18 protein-coding genes and 1 tRNA gene are annotated in these 19,221 nt (G+C 57.3%); 14 read left to right on the top strand and 5 right to left on the bottom strand.

What is annotated here, in order from left to right:
• Positions 1-43: 43 nt before the first annotated feature.
• On the top strand, positions 44-2,455 hold the full coding sequence (gene feoB / locus Thiowin_RS06350; RefSeq protein ID WP_328986897.1) for a Fe(2+) transporter permease subunit FeoB: 2,412 nt from the start codon (positions 44-46) through the stop codon (positions 2,453-2,455).
• 15 nt (positions 2,456-2,470) lie between these two features.
• On the top strand, positions 2,471-2,701 hold the full coding sequence (locus Thiowin_RS06345) for a FeoC-like transcriptional regulator (protein ID WP_328986896.1): 231 nt from the start codon (positions 2,471-2,473) through the stop codon (positions 2,699-2,701).
• 143 nt (positions 2,702-2,844) lie between these two features.
• Here Thiowin_RS06345 and Thiowin_RS06340 read toward each other — a convergent pair whose 3' ends face one another.
• Positions 2,845-3,399, bottom strand: coding sequence for a hypothetical protein (locus tag Thiowin_RS06340; protein ID WP_328986895.1), 555 nt, complete (start codon positions 3,397-3,399; stop codon positions 2,845-2,847).
• A 229-nt stretch (positions 3,400-3,628) separates the two neighbouring features.
• On the opposite strand from Thiowin_RS06340, the gene Thiowin_RS06335 reads away from it, so the two are divergent.
• Both Thiowin_RS06335 and Thiowin_RS06330 read left to right on the top strand, forming a co-directional pair.
• Positions 3,629-4,243, top strand: a complete 615-nt coding sequence (locus tag Thiowin_RS06335; protein WP_328986894.1) for a 2OG-Fe(II) oxygenase family protein — start codon at positions 3,629-3,631, stop codon at positions 4,241-4,243.
• The gene (locus tag Thiowin_RS06330) at positions 4,240-4,653 is read left to right on the top strand and encodes a hypothetical protein (RefSeq protein ID WP_328986893.1); all 414 of its coding nucleotides are present in this window, start codon (positions 4,240-4,242) and stop codon (positions 4,651-4,653) included. Before Thiowin_RS06335 ends, Thiowin_RS06330 begins: the two co-directional genes overlap by 4 nt.
• A 42-nt stretch (positions 4,654-4,695) precedes the next feature.
• Here Thiowin_RS06330 and Thiowin_RS06325 read toward each other — a convergent pair whose 3' ends face one another.
• Positions 4,696-5,313, bottom strand: a complete 618-nt coding sequence (locus Thiowin_RS06325; RefSeq protein WP_328986892.1) for a DUF938 domain-containing protein — start codon at positions 5,311-5,313, stop codon at positions 4,696-4,698.
• A 125-nt stretch (positions 5,314-5,438) separates the two neighbouring features.
• On the opposite strand from Thiowin_RS06325, the gene Thiowin_RS06320 reads away from it, so the two are divergent.
• A tRNA-Ser gene (locus Thiowin_RS06320) sits at positions 5,439-5,529 on the top strand.
• Positions 5,530-5,798: 269 nt separating this feature from the next.
• Here the strand turns inward: Thiowin_RS06320 and Thiowin_RS06315 are convergent.
• Both Thiowin_RS06315 and Thiowin_RS06310 read right to left on the bottom strand, forming a co-directional pair.
• The gene (locus Thiowin_RS06315) at positions 5,799-6,062 is read right to left on the bottom strand and encodes a DUF4224 domain-containing protein (protein WP_328986891.1); all 264 of its coding nucleotides are present in this window, start codon (positions 6,060-6,062) and stop codon (positions 5,799-5,801) included.
• Complete coding sequence (locus tag Thiowin_RS06310) at positions 6,059-6,394, bottom strand: carbon storage regulator (RefSeq protein ID WP_328986890.1); 336 nt, start codon at positions 6,392-6,394, stop codon at positions 6,059-6,061. The genes Thiowin_RS06315 and Thiowin_RS06310 overlap by 4 nt, the downstream gene beginning before the upstream one ends.
• A gap of 705 nt (positions 6,395-7,099) precedes the next feature.
• Between Thiowin_RS06310 and Thiowin_RS06305 the strand changes: the two genes are divergently transcribed.
• Complete coding sequence (locus Thiowin_RS06305) at positions 7,100-7,999, top strand: phosphate-starvation-inducible PsiE family protein (protein ID WP_328986889.1); 900 nt, start codon at positions 7,100-7,102, stop codon at positions 7,997-7,999.
• A gap of 426 nt (positions 8,000-8,425) precedes the next feature.
• Here the strand turns inward: Thiowin_RS06305 and Thiowin_RS06300 are convergent, their stop codons facing one another.
• Complete coding sequence (locus Thiowin_RS06300) at positions 8,426-8,707, bottom strand: ACT domain-containing protein (protein WP_328986888.1); 282 nt, start codon at positions 8,705-8,707, stop codon at positions 8,426-8,428.
• Positions 8,708-9,189: 482 nt separating this feature from the next.
• On the opposite strand from Thiowin_RS06300, the gene Thiowin_RS06295 reads away from it, so the two are divergent.
• From Thiowin_RS06295 to Thiowin_RS06260, 8 genes are all read left to right on the top strand, one after another.
• Complete coding sequence (locus Thiowin_RS06295; RefSeq protein WP_328986887.1) at positions 9,190-9,732, top strand: YcjF family protein; 543 nt, start codon at positions 9,190-9,192, stop codon at positions 9,730-9,732.
• Between the two features lie 7 nt (positions 9,733-9,739).
• Positions 9,740-10,594, top strand: a complete 855-nt coding sequence (locus Thiowin_RS06290) for a hypothetical protein (protein ID WP_328986886.1) — start codon at positions 9,740-9,742, stop codon at positions 10,592-10,594.
• Positions 10,595-10,687: 93 nt separating this feature from the next.
• Positions 10,688-11,293: a hypothetical protein gene (locus tag Thiowin_RS06285; RefSeq protein ID WP_328986885.1), complete on the top strand. Its 606-nt coding sequence runs from the start codon at positions 10,688-10,690 to the stop codon at positions 11,291-11,293.
• Positions 11,294-11,805: 512 nt separating this feature from the next.
• Positions 11,806-12,282, top strand: a complete 477-nt coding sequence (locus Thiowin_RS06280) for an RDD family protein (protein ID WP_328986883.1) — start codon at positions 11,806-11,808, stop codon at positions 12,280-12,282.
• A 140-nt stretch (positions 12,283-12,422) separates the two neighbouring features.
• On the top strand, positions 12,423-12,812 hold the full coding sequence (locus Thiowin_RS06275) for a hypothetical protein (protein WP_328986882.1): 390 nt from the start codon (positions 12,423-12,425) through the stop codon (positions 12,810-12,812).
• Positions 12,813-13,151: 339 nt separating this feature from the next.
• Positions 13,152-16,439 carry a helicase-related protein gene (locus Thiowin_RS06270; protein ID WP_328986881.1) on the top strand — a complete coding sequence of 1,096 codons (3,288 nt, stop codon included), beginning with the start codon at positions 13,152-13,154 and terminating at the stop codon, positions 16,437-16,439.
• Positions 16,440-16,461: 22 nt separating this feature from the next.
• Entirely contained in the window at positions 16,462-17,133 is a 672-nt protein-coding gene (locus Thiowin_RS06265; RefSeq protein ID WP_328986880.1) for a DUF4391 domain-containing protein, read from the top strand.
• Between the two features lie 18 nt (positions 17,134-17,151).
• Positions 17,152-19,215, top strand: coding sequence for a site-specific DNA-methyltransferase (locus Thiowin_RS06260; RefSeq protein WP_328986879.1), 2,064 nt, complete (start codon positions 17,152-17,154; stop codon positions 19,213-19,215).
• The last annotated feature ends 6 nt before the right edge of the window (positions 19,216-19,221 follow it).

Genomic DNA, 19,221 nt, shown 5'->3' with positions numbered 1-19,221 from the left:
GCCTTGGGCGTGGTTTTGGTCTTTGGGTGAATTGAGACGCTTTATGGATCAGGAATCTGGAAAACCAGAAAACTCAGGCGCAACCCCGGCGGTTGGAGCAGACTCAGGCGCGAATCGGCCAGGAGCGCCCGCGCCTCCGCTCACCCTGGCCCTGGCCGGCAACCCCAACTGTGGCAAATCGGCGCTCTTTAATGCCCTGACCGGCATCCGTCAGACCACCGGCAACTGGCCGGGGGTCACGGTGGAACGCAAGGAAGGGCGTTGCGAACTGGACGGGCGCGCGGTGCGGGTGATCGATCTGCCCGGCATTTACTCACTCGATGCCAGCTCGCTTGATGAGCGGGTGGCACGCGACTATCTGCTCGCGCGCGAGGCCGATGTCATCATCAATGTGGTGGATGCAACCAATCTGGAGCGCAATCTTTACCTTAGCGTGCAGTTGCTCGAGATGGGCGTGCCCATTGTGGTGGCACTCAACATGATGGACCTGGCCCGCCGCCGCGGGATCGACATCGACGCGGCGGCACTGGCACGGGAACTTGGCTGCCCGGTGGTGCCGGTGGTGGCGGTCAATAAAGAGGGGCTGACGGAACTCAGCGCGCGCGCGCTGGCAGTGGCCCGCGGTCAGGAGTCCGCGGGCTTTAGCCTGGCGCAGGATGAGTGTGTCGAGCAGGGTGTGGTGGCCCTGAGCGAAGCCATTTTGGCCACCGCGCGACCGCTGCGGCCAGACACCGAGGTGGTGGACGCCTTGGCACGTCCGCCCAATGCCCGCTGGCTGGCGCTCAAGCTGCTTGAAGACGATGCCTTTGCCACCCAGCAGGTGGACGCGCCCATCCGCGCGCTGGCCGCGCAATGGCGCGCGGCCATTGCCGAGCGCTCCGGCGAGGAGCCGGACATCTACCTTGCCGATTCGCGCTTCGGCCATGCCCACGCGCTAACCGCGCGCGCGCAGCGCTGTCGCGGTCAAGTCGGCGGCACCCTGTCGGATGCTATCGACCGTGTGGTGCTGAGCCGCTTCTGGGGCGTGCCCCTGTTTCTGCTGGTGATGTACTTGATGTTTGTCTTCACCATCAATATTGGCGGCGCCTTCATCGACTTCTTTGACGGCGCGGCGGCGGCGCTCTTTGTCGATGGCTTCGGCGCTGTGCTCGACGGACTCGGTACGCCCGAGTTGCCGCGCCTTCTGCTAGCCGAGGGTGTCGGCGGCGGGTTGACTGTGGTGGCGACTTTTATTCCGATTATCGCCAGCCTCTACATTTTTCTCTCGGCACTCGAGGACTCCGGCTACATGGCGCGCGCGGCCTTTGTCATGGACCGCTTCATGCGCTCCATCGGCCTGCCGGGCAAGGCCTTTGTGCCGCTGATTGTCGGCTTCGGCTGCAATGTGCCGGCGGTCATGGCCACGCGCACGCTGGAGAACGAGCGCGAGCGCAAGCTGACCATCCTGATGAATCCCTTCATGTCCTGCGGGGCTCGGCTGCCGGTTTATGTGTTGTTTGCCGCGGCCTTCTTTCCGCACTCGGGCCAGAATGTGGTGTTCGCGCTCTATCTGACTGGCATTGCCGTGGCATTGCTGACCGGACTAGTGATGAAGCGCACCCTGCTCGCCGGCAGCAGCACGGGGTTCATGATGGAGCTGCCGCCCTATCATCTGCCGACGGTTCGCGGGGTGCTGCTGCGCACCTGGGATCGGGTGCGGCTGTTTCTGCGCGAGGCGGGGCAGATCATTATCGTCATGGTGGTGGTGCTCAACCTGCTCGGTTCCATCGGCACCGACGGCAGCATTGGCGAGACCGACAGCGATGCCTCGGTGCTGAGCGCCGCCAGTCGCCTCACCACGCCCTTGTTCGCGCCCATGGGGATAGACGCGGACAACTGGCCGGCGGTGCTGGGCATTGTCTCCGGTGTGCTGGCGAAAGAGGTGATCGTCGGCACCCTGGATACTGTCTACGGGCAACTCGCCGCCGAGGAGCAACCCGAGCCAGAGACGCCTGAGTCTTTTGATCTGCTCGCGGCCCTGAGCGACGCCCTGGCCACTATCCCGGCCAATCTCGGCGCGGCGCTAGGCGGCCTGACCGATCCGCTGGGCCTGGGCGATCTGAACGGGGCCGCGGCTGATCCTGGCGTTTCCGCCGGCGCCTTTGGTGCCATGGAGGTGCGTTTTGACGGCCGCGCTGGCGCCTTTGCCTATCTGCTGTTCGTGCTGCTGTATTTTCCCTGCATCGCCACCATCGGCGCCATTGTGCGCGAGGCCGGCAATGCCTGGGCGGCCTTTGTGGCCGCCTGGACCACCGGCATCGCCTACATCACGGCGACGCTTTTTTACCAAATCACCACCTTCGCGCGCCATCCCTGGTGGTCGGGCAGCTGGATCGCGATCAGCCTGCTGACCCTTATTCTGGTCTTTGTCGGACTGCGTATCTGGGCGCATCGCGGTCGGGACACAGCTGCTTGACCCAGGAAGCTTGTCATGCTTACCGATGTGCGCGCCTATCTGCTCGAACGACCGCTCGCCAGCCTGAACGACATCGCGCTGCATCTGCGGGTGCCACCGGAGGTGGCGCGGGAGTTATGCGCGGTCTGGATACGCAAGGGACAGCTCGAGCGCATCGACTGCGCCAACGGCTGCGATCGCTGCCAGCTCTGCCAAGGACCGCCGGCGGAATTCTATCGCTGGCGGGCGGCCGCTGTCTCGAAGTAAATCATAAATTATTGTTTTAAAAAAATAATTCGGCGATAAGCCGCGCCATTGACCATCTGCACCCAGCTTGTCAGCCTCATCGACAGAAGCCAACCCATGACTCATACTGATTCCAATTTCCCCGCCTGCCGTAAGACAGACGCTTATTCGAAGAGGTCGCCGAAGGCCTTGGCGAAACCCTTGTAAGCATCCCAGCCGTCCTTGTCCATGATCTGATCGATCACCCACCGGTTTTCCTCCTGCTGTCCCATCAGGGTTTGGATCTCGAAACCGAGGTGGCGGAGGAAGGCGTAACTGGGTCCGTCGGTTCCGAGTTCAAAATCCGCATACTCGCCAGAGCGGGTATTGAGCCGCTCGACAAAGGCGTCGCCATACTGGCCGGGTCCCAGGAGGTCGACGCTGTTGTCCTGCAGGTGCTCGATGCATTTTTTGGCGAAACTGGTGATCAGCGCTCGGCGGTCGTCATCCTCAAAGCGGCCAAAAGCCAGGCGGTCGGCTACCTGAATCAGAAAGACCAGATATTCCTGAATGACTTGCAGCCGCTGGGCATCGTCGCGATAGACAAAGCGCTCGCAGTGGAGGTTAATCGCCTTGTCCACCGCGATGCGCCAGGCAATAAAAGCCAAGGCTGAGCCAATCTCCGCCAGCGAGCGCGCGTTGTCGTCGTTCCACCAATGACTTTTAATGCGTAGTGCCACGCCAGACTCCCTCTTGATGTATAAACTGTCCCGCGGCCGCGAGGGTCGGGATAATGGTTCAAAGCCTTATATTTGGCTCTCCGGGCGCGGGACAAGCAGGTGCGCCAGTGCTTTGCCCATGCCTTGCCAATGCCTTGCCAGCGTGAGTTGCTGTTAGGCCCTCCCGCGCGTCCTCCCTGATCAGCGAAAGTTTTCAGCATTCATGAACCAAACAGATCAGCATCCACCAATGAACGCTTTCACCGCCGAGCGCGGATTGCCACCCCTGCCGAGCATTCGCGAAGTCAAGCCGGGCAGCTTTGTGTTCGAGCGCCGTCATGCTCTGCCACCGGCTTTTTGCCAGGAGATGATCGCGCGCTTCGAGGCGAATCCACAGCAACAGTACGAGGGCCGCATCGGGCAAATCCAGGAGCGTGACCGCGCCATCAAGCAAACCATGGATCTGGTGGTCAGCAACAAGGACGACTGGAAGGACGCCGATGAGATGTTTTTCGGCTCCCTGGCCGCCGCGCTACGCGAGTTTCGCGAGACCTTTCCCTACTTCAAAGGCCCCTTCAAGGACATGGGCTACCAGATTCAACGTTACCGGGAAGCTGAGTTTTACCACTGGCACATCGATGGCGGCAGTCACGCCTTTAGTCAGCGGCAGTTGGTGGCGCTTTGGTACCTGAACGACGTGCCAGGTCCAGGCGGGGAAACGCAATTTCTTTATCAGGACATTAGCGTGCGCCCGGAACAGGGCAAACTGGTGCTTTTCCCACCATTCTGGACGCATGAGCATCGCGCGGTGAGTCTTGTCTCTGGCGTCAAATATATCGCCACAACCTGGGTGGTGTTCGCATGACGCGGACCTCCGGCCAACGCCCGCGCTTGCTTGCCATCATCGAGCTGGGCGGCTATCCAAACCTCACCGGCCTTTATCAGCGTCTGGGCTTCGATGCCGAGATCCTGAACTCGCAACGCAAGGCGCAAGCAGCGCTGAAGCGCCGACTGCCGGATGTAATTGTTGCAGAATACAATTTTCAATCCGATTTCCGTGATCGGAGCAGCAATCTAGAGACGCTCATGGCGCGCTTGCAGCGGAGTCCAGAGGTCAAGGTGATCTGTTTTTACCAAGCGGAGTACCAGCATAAGCTTGAGCAACTGCGCCAGCGCTTTCCCGTATTCGCCGCCTTGCCGCTGCCGGTGACGGAAGATCAGGTAGAGCAAAGCTTGCGCGCGGCGCTAGCCGAAGCCGCGGTTGCGGAGGTTTAAGCGCCAAGTCCCTCCGGCTGCAACCGCATGCAGCTCTGATTGTTAATTGTGCTTTCCTTTGCGACGTCGCCAAATCAGGGTGCGGTTGTTCACCGGCATGCTGCAGTCTTCTTCAAGATCCAAGCCTGCAGCCGCCGCGATGCGTTCCAAATCACGAATGTCACGCACCCCGCTTTCTGGGTCACGTGCGCGCAATTGCAGATCAAACATCGCATTACTCGGGCTATTATGGCGCCCATCGCGACTGAAAGGCCCGTACAGCGCAAAACAGCCACCGGCTTGCAGCACCCGGCCGACACCAACAAACATGGCTTTCACCTCCCGGAGCGACATGATGTGAGCAGTATTGGCGCTGAAAACGGCATCAAAAGGGCCAGCCGGCCAGTCCTGCTCGGATGTGACATCGAGTTGCAGTGGCGGTGGTAGGTTGGGCAGGGCGGCTTCGGCGATCCACTGTTGGATACCAGGGAGATTTTGCGCGCGGTCCGTGCATTGCCAATGCAGATGCGGCAATTGCTCAGCAAAAAAGACTGCGTGCTGACCGGTTCCACCGCCAATCTCGAGCACTCGGCTCGCAGTGGCGAATCGGGTCTCGAGCACCGTCAGAATTGGCGTCCTGTTTTCCTCGCTTGCCGCCGCGAACGGCTTTCCGCTCAGCATGCTTATACCTCCATTCCAAGGTTTGATTGCGAGATCGGCCGACATCCCGTATCCTACGCGACCTTGAACCTGCCCGCGGCAACAGTGCCCTTCCCAGGGGCCAGGGCCAGGTTGGCAGAATTTCCGGAGAGGTGTCCGAGTGGCTTAAGGAGCACGCCTGGAAAGTGTGTATGGGTTAATAGCCCATCGAGGGTTCGAATCCCTCCCTCTCCGCCATTAAAAAGATATAAACAACTGTTTAAATTAGAAATAATTCAGGTGAGCCAGAGTCAATCTACACTCTTAGCTACACTTTTGACGGCGACTGTAGAGCGTCTCTGAGCGGACGTTCATGCTTTTTGGTTCGAGTGGCCACCAGCCCCGGCGAAGCCTCCGCCGAGGCTTCTCCACCTTATCAGCTCTTCAAGCAACGCTTGGAAAATCAGACGTCGTACCCCGCCGACGAGACCGCGTTTGCCGGACTTCGTCACGTCTAATTTTGCCCCTCATGGTCCTGTATCGTCACTTCCTTTAGGCCTTGGCGGCAAGGGATAAGGCATGCGGTACTCGACATCCCCTTCAATGATGCGGAACCGCTGGGGGATGGCGACCAGGCGGAAGGCGTTCCTCGGCACCCGTGGCCGCCCCTTCCTGTCCGGGCAAAACGGGATACCGAGTTCGCGCAGATGCTCACGTTGTTTGTCGACGCGGACATAGCCGGTTAAGTCGGCAATGTCTTCGTCGGTCAGGAAGAAAGGTTCCTCGTTCATGACTGCTTCCTCCGGCGACGCGGGCGGGTGCGGATGATGATCTGCTGCCTGTCAGATGTTACCCCTGGTTCTTGGGTTTCGTCGTCAGTCTCGGGTGCTTCGACGCCAGTGTCGACGTACTCACCGCGCAGCTCTCCTCGATAGATATTCCAGTCGTTCGGCGCTCTGATAACAATTTTGACTTGGTTTCTGTCAATGGCCACGCAGCTGATCTGTACGCGATGGCCGCCGAGGTCCTCGGGTAACTCGAGCATTATCAATTCGCCGGGTCTGCGCGTAAGGATCAGCCCGACTGAGCGGGGTTTGTCGTTGGTTTGCGGTGTATTGGGCATGTGATGGCCCTCCATGGTGATGGTCTAACGGTGGGATGTTGCTGTGGTCCGCCTTCATGGCGGTGACCACAGCCTTTGCTGACGCCTGGGTGTCTTCCGAGACAGTGGCGCGATGCCACTCGGGTTACCCAGACGTTGCTGCTGACGCATCGCCTCGATGCGCAGCGACAATGGGGTGTGTCGTCATCAAGCTCGGGGAGCCCCACCCACCACGCGCCCAACGGGCGCTCTCCTGCGTGCAGCGAGGGTTGGTCTGCGGGCGCACCGGCGGGTTGGGTGCAGGCAGCCAGGCGATGGCTGTTGAGCGCTTGTTCTGCCTCCACTTTTCACGTCGCGCCCAGCGGGCGCAATGAGTCACTCAGTAGCAGCGGTTTGGCGCGCTGAGGCTGGCTTCGTTGCGGCCGGGCGGCTGGTGATCAGTCTGGTGGGAAGGGATGGCCGCTGTCCTCTGGGTCATCTCACCCTTGCTCATTGCAGGCGTGAGCCTGGTGGGGAAAGGGTGGGACTCTATTGCGCTTGGACGGAATCCGAAGTGGGGGGTGGGGTTTGAGTTCCCGGGTATGGGGGAGTTGACTCGGTCGGTAAACAACCCACCTTAGGATCAGCCGCACGCACCCTGGCTGCGGTCCCCTTCTCCGCGCCGACAGCGCCGTTACCTGAGCCCAACCCGCGCAACAGTGAAGTATTTGCCTGAGGACCTTGCCGATGATTCAGCTCGTCTATATCAGCGCGGCGACCGCGCCCATGTCGAAGCGGGACTTAACGGAGCTGCTGCAGTACTGCCGCCAGCATAATCCGCAGATCGGCGTGACCGGGATGCTGTTCTACGGCAACGGCACCTTCTTGCAGGTGCTCGAGGGCGAAGAGCGCGTTATCGACGAGTTGCTCGACACCATCGAGCAAGACCCGCGCCACACCGGCGTGCATGTCATCCAGCGCAAAGCGATCACCAAGCGTGAGTATGCAGACTGGAGCATGGGCTTTCAGCAGGTATCAGAGCGTGCGCTGCGCGCTGCCAGTACAGCCGAGTTGGACGACTTTCATGAAGGTGATTTTGAAACCGGCTACCTGCGTGAGCACCGCATTGTGGTACAGAGCTTGATGGATCACTTCCGCAAACAGCGCATTAAAGCCGCCGGACAAAGCGAGTTGGGCGTCGATGAAGATGACGCCATGATCAATGTGCTGCACCGCATCATCCGCCTGTCAGTGCGCGCACTGGCTATCATGATGGTGGTTACCATCGTCTGGGGCACGTTGGAGGTGGGGTATGCGCTCTACAGCCAGTTGTTTGTCCCTGCGGTGACCGAGCTTCGCATCAACGACATCGTGGTGATCTTCGGTGCCTTCCTGTCGGTGCTGATTGCCATCGAGATCTTCGTCAACATCACTCTGTACCTGCGCGATGATGTCGTCCATGTGAAGCTGGTCATCGCCACTGCGCTGATGGCCATCGCACGAAAGGTGATCGTGTTCGATTTCGAGAAGCTGACGCCAATGTACATCCTCGCCACAGCGGCCGTGGTCTTGGCGCTTGGTCTGATCTACTGGCTGATGGATCGCCAAACAGTCATCGGTGCGCGTCATCAGCGGCCAGACGCCTGAGCCCTCCACCCCAGCCCCCAGGCATCAGCCTCCACTCCCTCTTTATAGGGGCACACCGCAAACCCAGCCAGGTACTCGTAGTACCCCTGCCAGAAGGCAAGCGCGGCGGTTTGCGGTGTGCTAGGGAGGGGCATGTGGGTCAGGGTCGTTTCGGTCCGTATTAGAAAGCAGCCGATGTAGCCGTAGCCAGGGTCATCTGCTGCTCCATGGAGTAGCCGCTTCCAACTCAACCCGCGAGCGCGCCTAACGGGTGTCTTGTCATCCGCTGCTTTCTAATAAGGACGGCAGGGCGGGTGCCAATCTCCCGCAGTCCGGGTATTCGTCGGCGTACTTGCAGCCGATCCCAAGTCTCCCATTTCCCGGCGACGTGCCATTACCGCTGCTGACTGGCTTCAGCATTCCTGCCTTTCAACTTAGTCCAAAATCCTATTTCTGGGATTCTTCCCAAGCCAGGAAATCACCGATGATGTTGCGCGCCCGTCCGGCGACGCCCTTGGGCTGCTCGCCTTTGGCGGTGATGTAGGCCTCAATGCGATCACTGAACTTCGCCTTGGCGATGTGCATGAGGGCTTCGGCTTCGGTGGTGAAGAACTTGCCATCAGGAGTCTTGAAGGTGGCGACACGCTCGACGGTGAGCGGCATCTGCGTGACGTTAGTGGCTGCGGCTTCGGACTTCGTCTTCGTCTCGGTCTTCGTCTTCGACGTCATACTTCACCCCTCCGGACCGGTCACTGACAACAGTGGACCGACAGCCACCGCCCCGCCCCCAGCGCTCGCCGAAAAATGCCCGTGTTCGACTGCGCGGCTGCGCAGAATGCGGATGATCAGCAAACCGCCGCTGCCCAAGCGGCGGTAGTTGATGGGCTGAACGGCAAGTCGGCGACAAAAAGTTTTCTCAATAAATTATGCGGCTGGTCAATGCGCTCCAACAAACCACGAGATGGATATAATATCTCTAAAAAGAGTACATTTGTAGGGAATTTCCCTACAAATGGCGGGCGCCGTTGGCGATTTCCCGCCTTGTCAAGGGGGTAGCGCGACAGGAGTTGTCGGCACTCGCTGTGCTATTTTTCTTGCCGTCATGGGTTTTCTTCGCCTAGACTTTGGCTGGGACGTCGCGAAAAATGCTGGAGTCGCAGTGGCTCGGTGCTCTGAGTCTCTACCGCAACAGGAGCCACTCTGGTGTTGTTATGGACATCATCGAATCAGCAAAGCAGCGCATCCAGCGTGAAGTCACGGACATCGAGAATCGCACCGACCTGACCGACGATCAGAAACGTTCTCGCATCATTCACATCTTCTCGGCCACCTGCGCCGCTGTCGCGGTGCAGCCGATTCCCTTCGCTGACATCTTTGTGCTGACGCCTATTCAGGCGTACATGGGCACGCGGCTCAGTGCCATCCGGGGCATGCCGCTCTCCGAGAAGGAAGCCAAAGACCTGGTGGTTGAGATTGGCGGGGTCGTTGGTCTTGGCATGATTGCCCAGCAGATTGCGCTCGGTCTTTACAAGACCGGGCTACCCTTCTTGGCTGGGTTCACCACTATCCCCTTGGTCTACGGGCTGACATACGCCATCGGCCGGGTCATGGATCTGTACCTGGAGAAAAAGGAGCGCGGTCAGACCATGAGCCAGGCGGACATGCGCGCGGCCTGGGCCAAGGCGCGTGAAGAGGGCAAGCAGCAGGCCAAGACGGCCAAGGCCGAGGTCATGGAGCGCAAAGACCAGCTGTGAGCGACCGGTGATTGAGGTCAAGCACATCTCCCGGCGTTTCGACGAGGCGGCGATTCTCGCCTCGCTGGCGAAGGTGGCCTTTGATCCGTCAGCCTCTCTCACCGACCAAGATTTGGCGGTGCTCGCGGCCTTGCGGCGGTCTTCTCCCGAGTGGGCGGCGCTATCCGTCGAGGAAACCAGTGCCAGGCTTGCCGCTTATGACGAAGATCAAATTGCCGGGCTGGTGAACAACACCAAGGGCATCCTGCATGAGATGGAGTTCCAGCGCCTTGAGAACGAGGACGGGGACTCGGTCTTCGCGGCGCTCTATCCCGACACCAACCACCGCGCCGTCGATGTGCAGATGTTGGACCGTTCCTCCGGAGAGAGCTGGTCACTGCAGCTGAAAGCCACCGATGACGCCGGCGCGATCAACGCCTGGATGGCGGCCAATCCCGACACCGAGATTCTCGTCACGGATGAGCTGGCAGAGAAGATGGATCTGCCCTCATCCGGCCTGTCCAACGAGGACCTGACGATGCGGGTGGAGGACTTCGTCGACCGGATGCTGGAGTTCCAGGACGATCCCTCGCTGTGGGATCACTTCCCCGTATTGGTCGTCGCCTCCTCCGGGATCATCGTGTTTGAGGTATGGCGTCGGTATCGCAGCGGAGAGATGGCTTTCGAGCAGTTTCGCGACATGACGATCAAGACGCTCGGGCGGAAGGCTGCCAAGTATGTGACCTTGTTCTCTGCTCTCGCGGTTCCCGGTCTGAATGTGGTTGTTGGCGCTTATTTGCTCGCATCCTTGATCCTTAATGTCAGCGACTTCGCCGGGCGAGCATCGTCGTTCCGACCCTTTGCATTATTGAGAGCAGGATAGGGCGGCTGACTCTAACGGTTCCAAATCACCTTTTGCGCGCAACCACTGGAAAAACCTGCGGCATGTTTCTTTTTGAGTGATAAGGAGTAGAAAATGACTCTTCCGCAATTCTTGGCACTCAGCACGCTCTTTGCGTTTTCAGGGTTAGCTCATTCGGGTGCTTATCGCTGCGCACAACCAAATGGGGAAACCCTGTATCAACAAACTCCGTGTGCGGCGCAAGCTGACGAACAAGCCATCAGACTCGATAGCGCACCAAGAGCATCTGATGTACAAGCAGCACAGCAACGCGCCCAAGACATGATTCAACAAGTTAACGCCCCCGAATTACCCAAGCCGGCAGCGACGCCAGAGCCATCCGACTCACAACCAGTCTTAGCAGAACAATCCAATCAGGATCACAGAGAATGTTCTGACATGCGAATAATCGACTTCCGTAGCGACTATAAATCGCGTGTTTCCGGGACGGTGTCTGGAGGAGTTGTCACCGGCAATATTATCTCTGGGGGGCATTTGAGTGGCGATGTTCGCACTACCGCGTGCGCAAGAGTCAGATTCCACTTGATGGGCACTGGAAGTAGGCTGAGTTCAAACGACAAGTTTCGCGATGAGTTAGCTCAAAAGTTTGTGGCGACCTTTGCGGACGGATCGAGTAAGACTGGACGAAGCCTGAAATTTCTTTGGTCCTCTTACGTTTAGTATGGGTTTCGACCACCAGGCCCCGGCGCTAGCTGGATTCTTTGTGGGAATATTCATATTCAGCTAGTTGCAGGGCCTGTGGGTATGTGCGCGCGAGGCCCGAGAGTGTGGGCAACCCCGGTATTGCGCCGCCCTTCAGTCCAAAGCAGAACCAAGGCGCTGAAACGGCGCAATACCGGGGTTGTCCACACGTCCCGCAGTGCTCGGGCCGGTCCGCAGGACGCGTCCACATATCCATAGGCCGGCGTGTCCTTAGCAAACGTTTCAACCAATTATGCAAAAACCGATCTACCCACACCAGACGTAACAGAGCCATTTCTTTCGGACGGGCGCATTAATTTTGGTGAGGATCACTCAGCGCGCGTTTGCTTCGGCACAATCGATAGCGACGCCAATTCCTTAGCAAACGTTACCTGTCGCTGAGAGGCAAATAACGAAACCCCCTCGTTGTTCCCTGCTGTTCAAGGGTTCAGCCAATGCGATGATATGCGAATTTTTTGGAGACTTCGGCAATGATAATAAATGATAGTTCCAGCAATCTGAGCTACGCTGGTTTTTGGTTTCGTTTTATCGCTGCCATTGTTGACATTATCCTTTGTCAAATATTGATCATTGTCATTGTTTTTCCACTTGCCTATGTGCTCGGTCTGTATATGGCGGAAACCGCATCTGCATCTGACATTGAAAGCACAGGAGAAGCTTTAGGAACAATTCTGGGCATCTTTATACAGTGGCTCTACTTTACTGTTCAAGAGTCCTCCACTTGGCAAGCGACTGTCGGAAAGAAGATGTTCGGGATGACTGTTACTGATATGGGTGGCAAACGCATCAGCTTTGGGCGGGCTAACGCAAGGTACTGGTCGAAGATCCTCTCCGCATTAATTTTGATGATCGGTTACCTCATGGTTGCCTTCACGGCAAAGAAACAGGGTCTACATGATCTCATTGCGGGGACTCTTGTGCTTCGAAATACGCACAATGAGCAATAAACAAGCCTGGTAATTGAAAGAGTTGTTTTTCTAAGAAATAAGGAGATGGTAAATGGCTCGGCTATTTGGTTTAACTGTTTTTCTGATGATGGTTCCACTTGCAACAGTGCAGGCACAGAGCTGCCGATCAGACGGAGCCGGTGGCTACCGATGCAGTGATGGCATGGGAGCCCGATCAGATGGTGCTGGGGGATTTCGCCATAACGATGGAACCTACTCGCGCTCAGATGGCGCTGGTGGTTTTAGACATAGCGACGGAAGCTACTCCCGCTCCGATGGTGCTGGCGGATTACGGCACAGCGATGGATCTTGGTCGCGTTCAGATGGTGCTGGTGGTTGGCGAAATAGCAACGGTACACATTGCCGTTCAGATGGCGTGGGAGGATTTAGATGTAATTAGCTTAGCGTTGATGATTTGTGACAGATCAGGTCGGCTTTCTTTATGCTGGGCAGAGTCGAATTTCGGAAATAGTCAAGACCCTGGCCAGATATCAAGACTGAATTTTTCTTATGTTGCTACTGAAGCATAACTACGAATTACGGGGTTCGAACGTATGAATTGGAACGAATTGGTTTCCTATTTTCGAGAAAACTGGAGATTTATAACAAGAATTGGCGCTGTCGCTTCTGTGATTTGGCCAATAGTAATCGTGATGTTGAATCAGCCATGGGTAACGGGCACGGAGCTAGAATGGGCGCGATTTAACAGGTCATGGAAACACGATTGGATGAACACTTTTTGGGTTGGGTTTTTTCCGATCCTGATATTTTGGGGCGCTTGGTTTCTGCTAAGAGATCAGAACGATTAAACTAGACCTACTCTAATGGTGTTAACACTGAAGCTGCTCTGAAGTCGTCCTTGTTCAAGAATGAAACTTCTCGACAACACGAACGCGCTGTTCGGCGATGATCTAAAAGACAGCCTGCGGCCTGGTTCTCGGCTGCGGGTGGCGGCGTCGTGTTTTTCGATCTATGCCTTCGAGGCGTTGAAGGCGGAGCTTGCCAAGGTCGAGCGGCTGGAGTTCATTTTCACCGCGCCGACTTTTGTGGCTTCGGAGGTGACGGATCGGCTGAGGAAGGAGCGGCGGGAGTTTTATATCCCGAAGCTCGGGCGCGAGACGAGTCTGTACGGAACGGAGTTTGAGATTCATCTGCGCAATCAGTTGACTCAGCGGGCCATTGCGCGGGAGTGTGCGGACTGGATTCGGCAGCGGGCGCGTTTTAAGTCGAACCGAACGCAGGCTCCGATGCAGGGGTTCGCGCACCTCGGGGGTGCTGCGTCGGGCGGTGGCGGGGATGCGGTCTATATGCCTTTGAGCGGATTTACCCTGACTGACCTGGGGTACCAGAAAGGCAACGCGGTCTCCAATTTCGTCAACCGGCTGGATGAACCGGCCCATACGCAGAGCTACCTGCAACTTTTTGAGCAAGTCTGGTCCGATCCAGAACAGCTCGAAGATGTCACCGAGGCGATTTGCCGGCACATTGAGTCGGTCTACCAGGAAAACCCGGCGGAGCGGATTTACTTCCTGATGCTGTATCACATCTTCCGGGAGTTCCTGGACGATGTTGACGAGGACGTGCTACCGAACGACCGCACTGGGTATCAGGAAACCCAGGTTTGGCAGAAGCTGTTTAACTTCCAGCGTGATGCGGCCACCGGCATCATCAACAAGCTTGAGACCTACAACGGCTGCATCCTGGCTGACAGTGTCGGGCTGGGCAAGACCTTCACCGCGCTGGCGGTCATCAAGTATTACGAGTTGCGCAACCGCTCCGTGCTGGTGTTGTGCCCGAAGAAGCTGGCCGACAATTGGCTGAACTACAACGCCAATCTCAAGACGAATCTGTTCGCGGCGGATCGCTTCAACTACGACGTGCTGTGCCACACGGACCTCTCGCGCACCCAGGGGGAGTCCTTCGGTATCCCGCTGAACAAGATCAACTGGGGCAACTACGACTTGGTCGTGATCGACGAGTCGCACAACTTTCGTAACAACGATGCCTTCAAGGAGCGGGAGACGCGCTACCAGAGGCTGATGAACCAGGTCATCCGCGAGGGCGTGAAGACCAAGGTGCTGATGCTCTCCGCCACCCCGGTGAACAACCGCTTCACCGACCTGCGCAATCAACTGGCGCTGGCCTACGAAGGCCAGTCCGACCAGCTCAGCCGGCATTTGCGCAGCGACAGCAGCGTGGAGGAAATCTTCCGTCAGGCACAAAAGGCGTTCAATAGCTGGAGCCTGCTCGCCCCGGAGCAACGCACACCGGCCAGCATTCTGCGGGCGTTGGATTTTGAGTTCTTCGAGCTGCTCGATGCGGTGACCATCGCCCGCTCCCGCCGCCATATCGAGACCTTCTACGACACCCGCGACATCGGCTCCTTCCCCGAGCGTCTGAAGCCGAAGTCCTACCATTGTCCGCTCACGCACCGCCGCGACGTGATGGACTTCAACGAGATTTTCACCCAGCTCTCGGCGCTCAAGCTCGCGATCTACGCCCCAATCAGCTATGTCTTGCCCTCGCGGCTGGCCAAGTACGAGGCGCTCTACGATACCGACCCGGCCAGCGGCGGCGCGCCCCTGCGGCAGGTGGACCGCGAGCGCAGCCTGCAAGCGCTGATGACCACCAACCTGCTCAAGCGGCTGGAAAGCTCGGTGGAGGCCTTCCGGCTCACCTTGCGCCAACTCAGCAACAACCTGAGCAACACGCTAAAAGCCATCGAAACCTTCGAGGCCAACGGCGGCGGCAGTGTGCCGACCAGCTTCAGCCCCGTCTTCAACGACGAGGAGCTGGAAGACGAAGAGCTAGCAGGGCTTGAAGAGTTCACCGTCGGCAATCGGGTACAGATCAGCCTTGCCGACATGGACTTGCTCGCCTGGCAGCATGATCTGCGCGGCGACCTGGTGCTAATCGACGGCCTGCTGGCGTCGATGGATCGGGTCGCGCCCGAGGACGACAGCAAGCTGCAACAGCTCAAGGCGGTGGTGCTCGACAAGCTCGACCAGCCGATCAACCCCGGCAACCGCAAGGTGCTGATCTTCACCGCCTTTGCCGATACCGCGAATTACCTGTTCGCGCACCTCGCCCCGGTGCTGCGGCAGGAACGCGGACTGGAGAGCGGGCGCATCACCGGCACCGGCGCGCCCAAGACCACCCTGAACACCGGGCACAAGGCCGGCTATGACGTGCAATCGGTACTGACGCTGTTCGCGCCGCGCGCCAAGGACAAGGCGCTGATCCTGCCCGATGACCCGGCCGAGCTGGACGTGCTGATCGGCACCGACTGCATCTCCGAGGGGCAGAACCTGCAAGACTGCGACACCCTGATCAACTACGACATCCACTGGAACCCGGTGCGCATCATCCAGCGCTTCGGGCGCATCGACCGCATCGGCTCGCCCAATGCGCGCATTCAGTTGATCAACTTCTGGCCCGACATCACGCTCGATGAGTACATCAACCTCAAAGAGCGGGTCGAGAATCGCATGGTGATCGCCGATGTCGCCGCCACCGGCGATGACAATGTGCTCACTGCCAAAAGCAACGACATCGCCTATCGCAAGGAGCAGCTTCAGCGCCTGCAAGACGAGGTCATCGAGTTGGAAGACGTGAAGACCGGCGTCTCCATCACCGATCTGGGCCTCAACGACTTTCGCATGGACCTGCTTCATTATGTGAAAGCCCATGGCGAGCTGGACAAGTCGCCCAAGGGGCTGCATGCCGTGATCCCGGCCGACGTTGCGCGCGGGCTGCACCCCGGGGTCATCTTCCTGCTGCGCAACATCCATGACAGCGTCAACATCGACCAGCAGAACCGGTTGCACCCGCATTATCTGGTGTATATTGACCACCAGGGCGAGCTGATCGCGGATCACACCCAGGTCAAGCGCCTGCTCGATCTGATCCGCACTGGCTGCAAGGGCTGCGATCAACCCGTCGCGGACCTGTGCGACCTATTTAACCAACATACCCAAGATGGTCGCGACATGCGCCGCTACTCCGAGCTGCTCACCGACGCCATCCGCTCCATGATCGAGGTCAAAGACGAGCAGGACATCGACAGCCTGTTCAGCGGCGGTCACACCAGCGCCCTGGTCAACCGCATCGCCGGGCTCGAAGACTTCGAGCTGATCGCCTTCATCGTGGTGCTGTGACGCCGATCAGGGACGCCGACAGATGAACCCCTGTTTCGCCTACCCGCCCGCCACCCGGTTTGGCCGCATTATCCCCAAGAGCAAGATTTATCAGCACGCAAGCGCGAGTGCCGCGCTCAAACGCCGCTTTGTCGGCTTGGTCGATCAAATTCGCTGGGCGCATAAACTCGCACCCAGCACCCTGAACCTTAACCCCAGCCCGCAGGTGCCGGAGATTCAGGTCTTCCACCTGCAACTGCGCGAGCCAAGTGTCGATACCAAGATTCTGCGCGCCATTGACCAGGCCATCCCCTTCCCGCTGATCTTCGAGCTGACCTGCGGCGAGCGTCTGCTGGTTGCGGCGGCGCACAAGCGCCCGAGCGAGGCCGACAAGCACAAATGGGTCATCAGCGAGCATTTCCACTCCGACTGGCGGCCGCTGGAGACCGAACGCGCGCCCTTGCCGGTCGCGACCTCCATGGACAAACTCTACGAGCAGCTGCTCTCACCCCTGCTGCCGGTAGCCGCCGACGCGGAGGACAGCCTGCCGGCGCGGATTGACCGCACCCAGGCCATTGCCGCGCAACAGCGCGCCATCGACCGCCTGCAAGCGCGACTGCGACGCGAGCCACAATTCAACCGCCGGGTCGCCATCAATGCGGAGCTGCGCGACGCCATGCGCCACCTACACCAACTTACCGGCCCCACTGGTTAGAACAGAGAGATTCGATGGATGGATAAGCTCAAGATGCACAGCCCGGACCTCACCCAGAGCAACATCGCCAAGCTACGCGCGTTGTTCCCCGGCTGCGTGACCGAAGCGCGCGGCGAGGATGGACAAGTCCGGCTAGCAGTGGATTTTGACCTGTTGCGGCAAGAGTTGTCCGACGAACTGGTCGAGGGGCCGCAGGAGCGGTATCACTTGGATTGGCCCGGGAAAAAGGAGGCGTTGCTCGCAGCGAACGCGCCGACAACGAAAGCATTGCGCCCTTATAAAAATGAGAGCCTTGAGTTTTATCGAACGAAAAATCTATTCATTGAGGGCGATAATTTAGAATCATTGAAATTACTGCAAGAGTCATACCTTGGCAAGGTCAAAATGGTCTATATTGACCCCCCTTACAACATTGATAATGATTTAATTTACAATGATGATTTTGCTGAGAGCGCAAACGATTTCTTGCGAAGATCCATGCAAATAGACGAAGACGAAACCCGCCTAACAGCAAACACTGAATCAGCAGGTCGAATTCACTCTAACTGGCTCACAATGATGTACTCAAGAATAAGATTGAGCCGAAATTTATTAACCGATTCTGGGGTAATTTTCATCTCAATTAGTGATGAAGAAATACACAACCTAAGAAAGGTGTGCGATGAAATCTTTGGCGCTGCTAATTTCTGCGCGCAATTCATTTGGAACACTGAAGGGAATACGGACAATCAGTATGCCGTCAAAGTCAATCATGAATATATTGTGGCATACTTCAAAAACTCGGCGTTTGCCGAAGATGCGATAGGCAAAGTGGTTGACCCAAACACGCGCGAAGACAGTAATTTATGGAAAGGTTACGCAGACAATAACATCAACAAAAACAACCCAGAAAACCCGCCGTCCGTAATCGAGTTGCCAGTTGGATTCCCTTCCTCTGAAAAGGACCTTTTTTATCCGGCAAAAACGGTTGATCAGGACTTTTTTGAAATTACAGAAACAGAGAAGTTCATCTCAGACGAGGTGAAGAAAAGATATGATCTCGAGCATAAATCGGGCTTGCCTGTAAAATTGGATGACATGTTAGTAAAGGACTTTAAGTTAACCTCGCCATGCAGAATTTATGTAGGCATGGCCAATAAAAATAAATTGCTAGAATTTATTAATAACGGTTGTCACGAGGTTACTGAAGAAGGTCAGCCAATTTCTTTTTATATCAACTCAAATGCCGCAGTTCGGTATCGAAAAAAGAATGAAAACCCTAGAAATATTCTTTCTGTATTAAAGAATTTCGGGACAACTGAGCGAACAAAGACATATCTGAAAAACATGGGTATTTATTTCAACTACCCGAAGCCTGTACAATTACTCGAATACCTCGTCAAGATCGGCTGCTATCGCGAAGGAATAGTTATGGATTTCTTTGCGGGCTCTGGCACAACAGCCGAGGCAGTCTTTTCGCTTAATGCAAAGGACTCAGTTCAGCGACAAGTTATTTTGATTCAACTCCCTGAACCGCTCGATGATCAGAAAAAAGAACACAAAGCAGCTTATGAATATTGCATCTCAAATAATGTTGAGACTAATCTTGCTGAGATATGCAAAGAACGGATTCGACGTGCGTCAATAAAAATATGCGGCGATAGACAGGTCAGATTGGACATGGGCAACGACTGCGGTTTTCGAGTACTTAAATTAGACACATCCAACATGGCAGATGTCTACTACACCCCGAGCCAAACCGACCAGCGCGACCTCCTCGGCCAAGTCGCCAACATCAAACCCGACCGCACGCCCGAAGACCTGCTGTTTCAGGTGCTGGTCGACTGGGGCGTCGATCTGACGCTGCCGATCCGCGAGGAGACCATCCAGGGTCGCCGGGTCTTTTTCGTCAACGAGCCTCCCTATGACCTGCTCGCCTGCTTCGATGACGATGTGACCGAGGAGCTGGTCAAGGAACTCGCCACCCATCAGCCGTTGCGCGCTGTCTTCCGCGATACCGGCTATGCCACTGACGCCACACGGACCAATGTGGTGCAGATCTTCCGCCAGCTTTCGCCGGGCACGGAGGTGAAGTCACTGTAGTCGGAT

It is taken from the genome of Thiorhodovibrio winogradskyi (assembly GCF_036208045.1).
Classification (GTDB): domain Bacteria; phylum Pseudomonadota; class Gammaproteobacteria; order Chromatiales; family Chromatiaceae; genus Thiorhodovibrio; species Thiorhodovibrio winogradskyi.
This window is presented reverse-complemented; position numbering and strand designations above follow the sequence as displayed.

Excerpts from the sequence above, each read along its gene's own strand:
- Thiowin_RS06310 (WP_328986890.1), bottom strand. The coding sequence starts at position 6,394 with ATGCCCAATACACCGCAAACCAACGACAAACCCCGCTCAGTCGGGCTG.
- Thiowin_RS06315 (WP_328986891.1), bottom strand. The coding sequence starts at position 6,062 with ATGAACGAGGAACCTTTCTTCCTGACCGACGAAGACATTGCCGACTTA.
- Thiowin_RS06335 (WP_328986894.1), top strand. The coding sequence starts at position 3,629 with ATGAACGCTTTCACCGCCGAGCGCGGATTGCCACCCCTGCCGAGCATT.
- Thiowin_RS06300 (WP_328986888.1), bottom strand. The coding sequence starts at position 8,707 with ATGACGTCGAAGACGAAGACCGAGACGAAGACGAAGTCCGAAGCCGCA.
- Thiowin_RS06265 (WP_328986880.1), top strand. The coding sequence starts at position 16,462 with ATGAACCCCTGTTTCGCCTACCCGCCCGCCACCCGGTTTGGCCGCATT.
- Thiowin_RS06330 (WP_328986893.1), top strand. The coding sequence starts at position 4,240 with ATGACGCGGACCTCCGGCCAACGCCCGCGCTTGCTTGCCATCATCGAG.
- Thiowin_RS06285 (WP_328986885.1), top strand. The coding sequence starts at position 10,688 with ATGACTCTTCCGCAATTCTTGGCACTCAGCACGCTCTTTGCGTTTTCA.
- Thiowin_RS06345 (WP_328986896.1), top strand. The coding sequence starts at position 2,471 with ATGCTTACCGATGTGCGCGCCTATCTGCTCGAACGACCGCTCGCCAGC.
- Thiowin_RS06270 (WP_328986881.1), top strand. The coding sequence starts at position 13,152 with ATGAAACTTCTCGACAACACGAACGCGCTGTTCGGCGATGATCTAAAA.
- Thiowin_RS06305 (WP_328986889.1), top strand. The coding sequence starts at position 7,100 with ATGATTCAGCTCGTCTATATCAGCGCGGCGACCGCGCCCATGTCGAAG.
- Thiowin_RS06325 (WP_328986892.1), bottom strand. The coding sequence starts at position 5,313 with ATGCTGAGCGGAAAGCCGTTCGCGGCGGCAAGCGAGGAAAACAGGACG.
- Thiowin_RS06260 (WP_328986879.1), top strand. The coding sequence starts at position 17,152 with ATGGATAAGCTCAAGATGCACAGCCCGGACCTCACCCAGAGCAACATC.
- Thiowin_RS06295 (WP_328986887.1), top strand. The coding sequence starts at position 9,190 with ATGGACATCATCGAATCAGCAAAGCAGCGCATCCAGCGTGAAGTCACG.
- Thiowin_RS06280 (WP_328986883.1), top strand. The coding sequence starts at position 11,806 with ATGATAATAAATGATAGTTCCAGCAATCTGAGCTACGCTGGTTTTTGG.
- feoB (WP_328986897.1), top strand. The coding sequence starts at position 44 with ATGGATCAGGAATCTGGAAAACCAGAAAACTCAGGCGCAACCCCGGCG.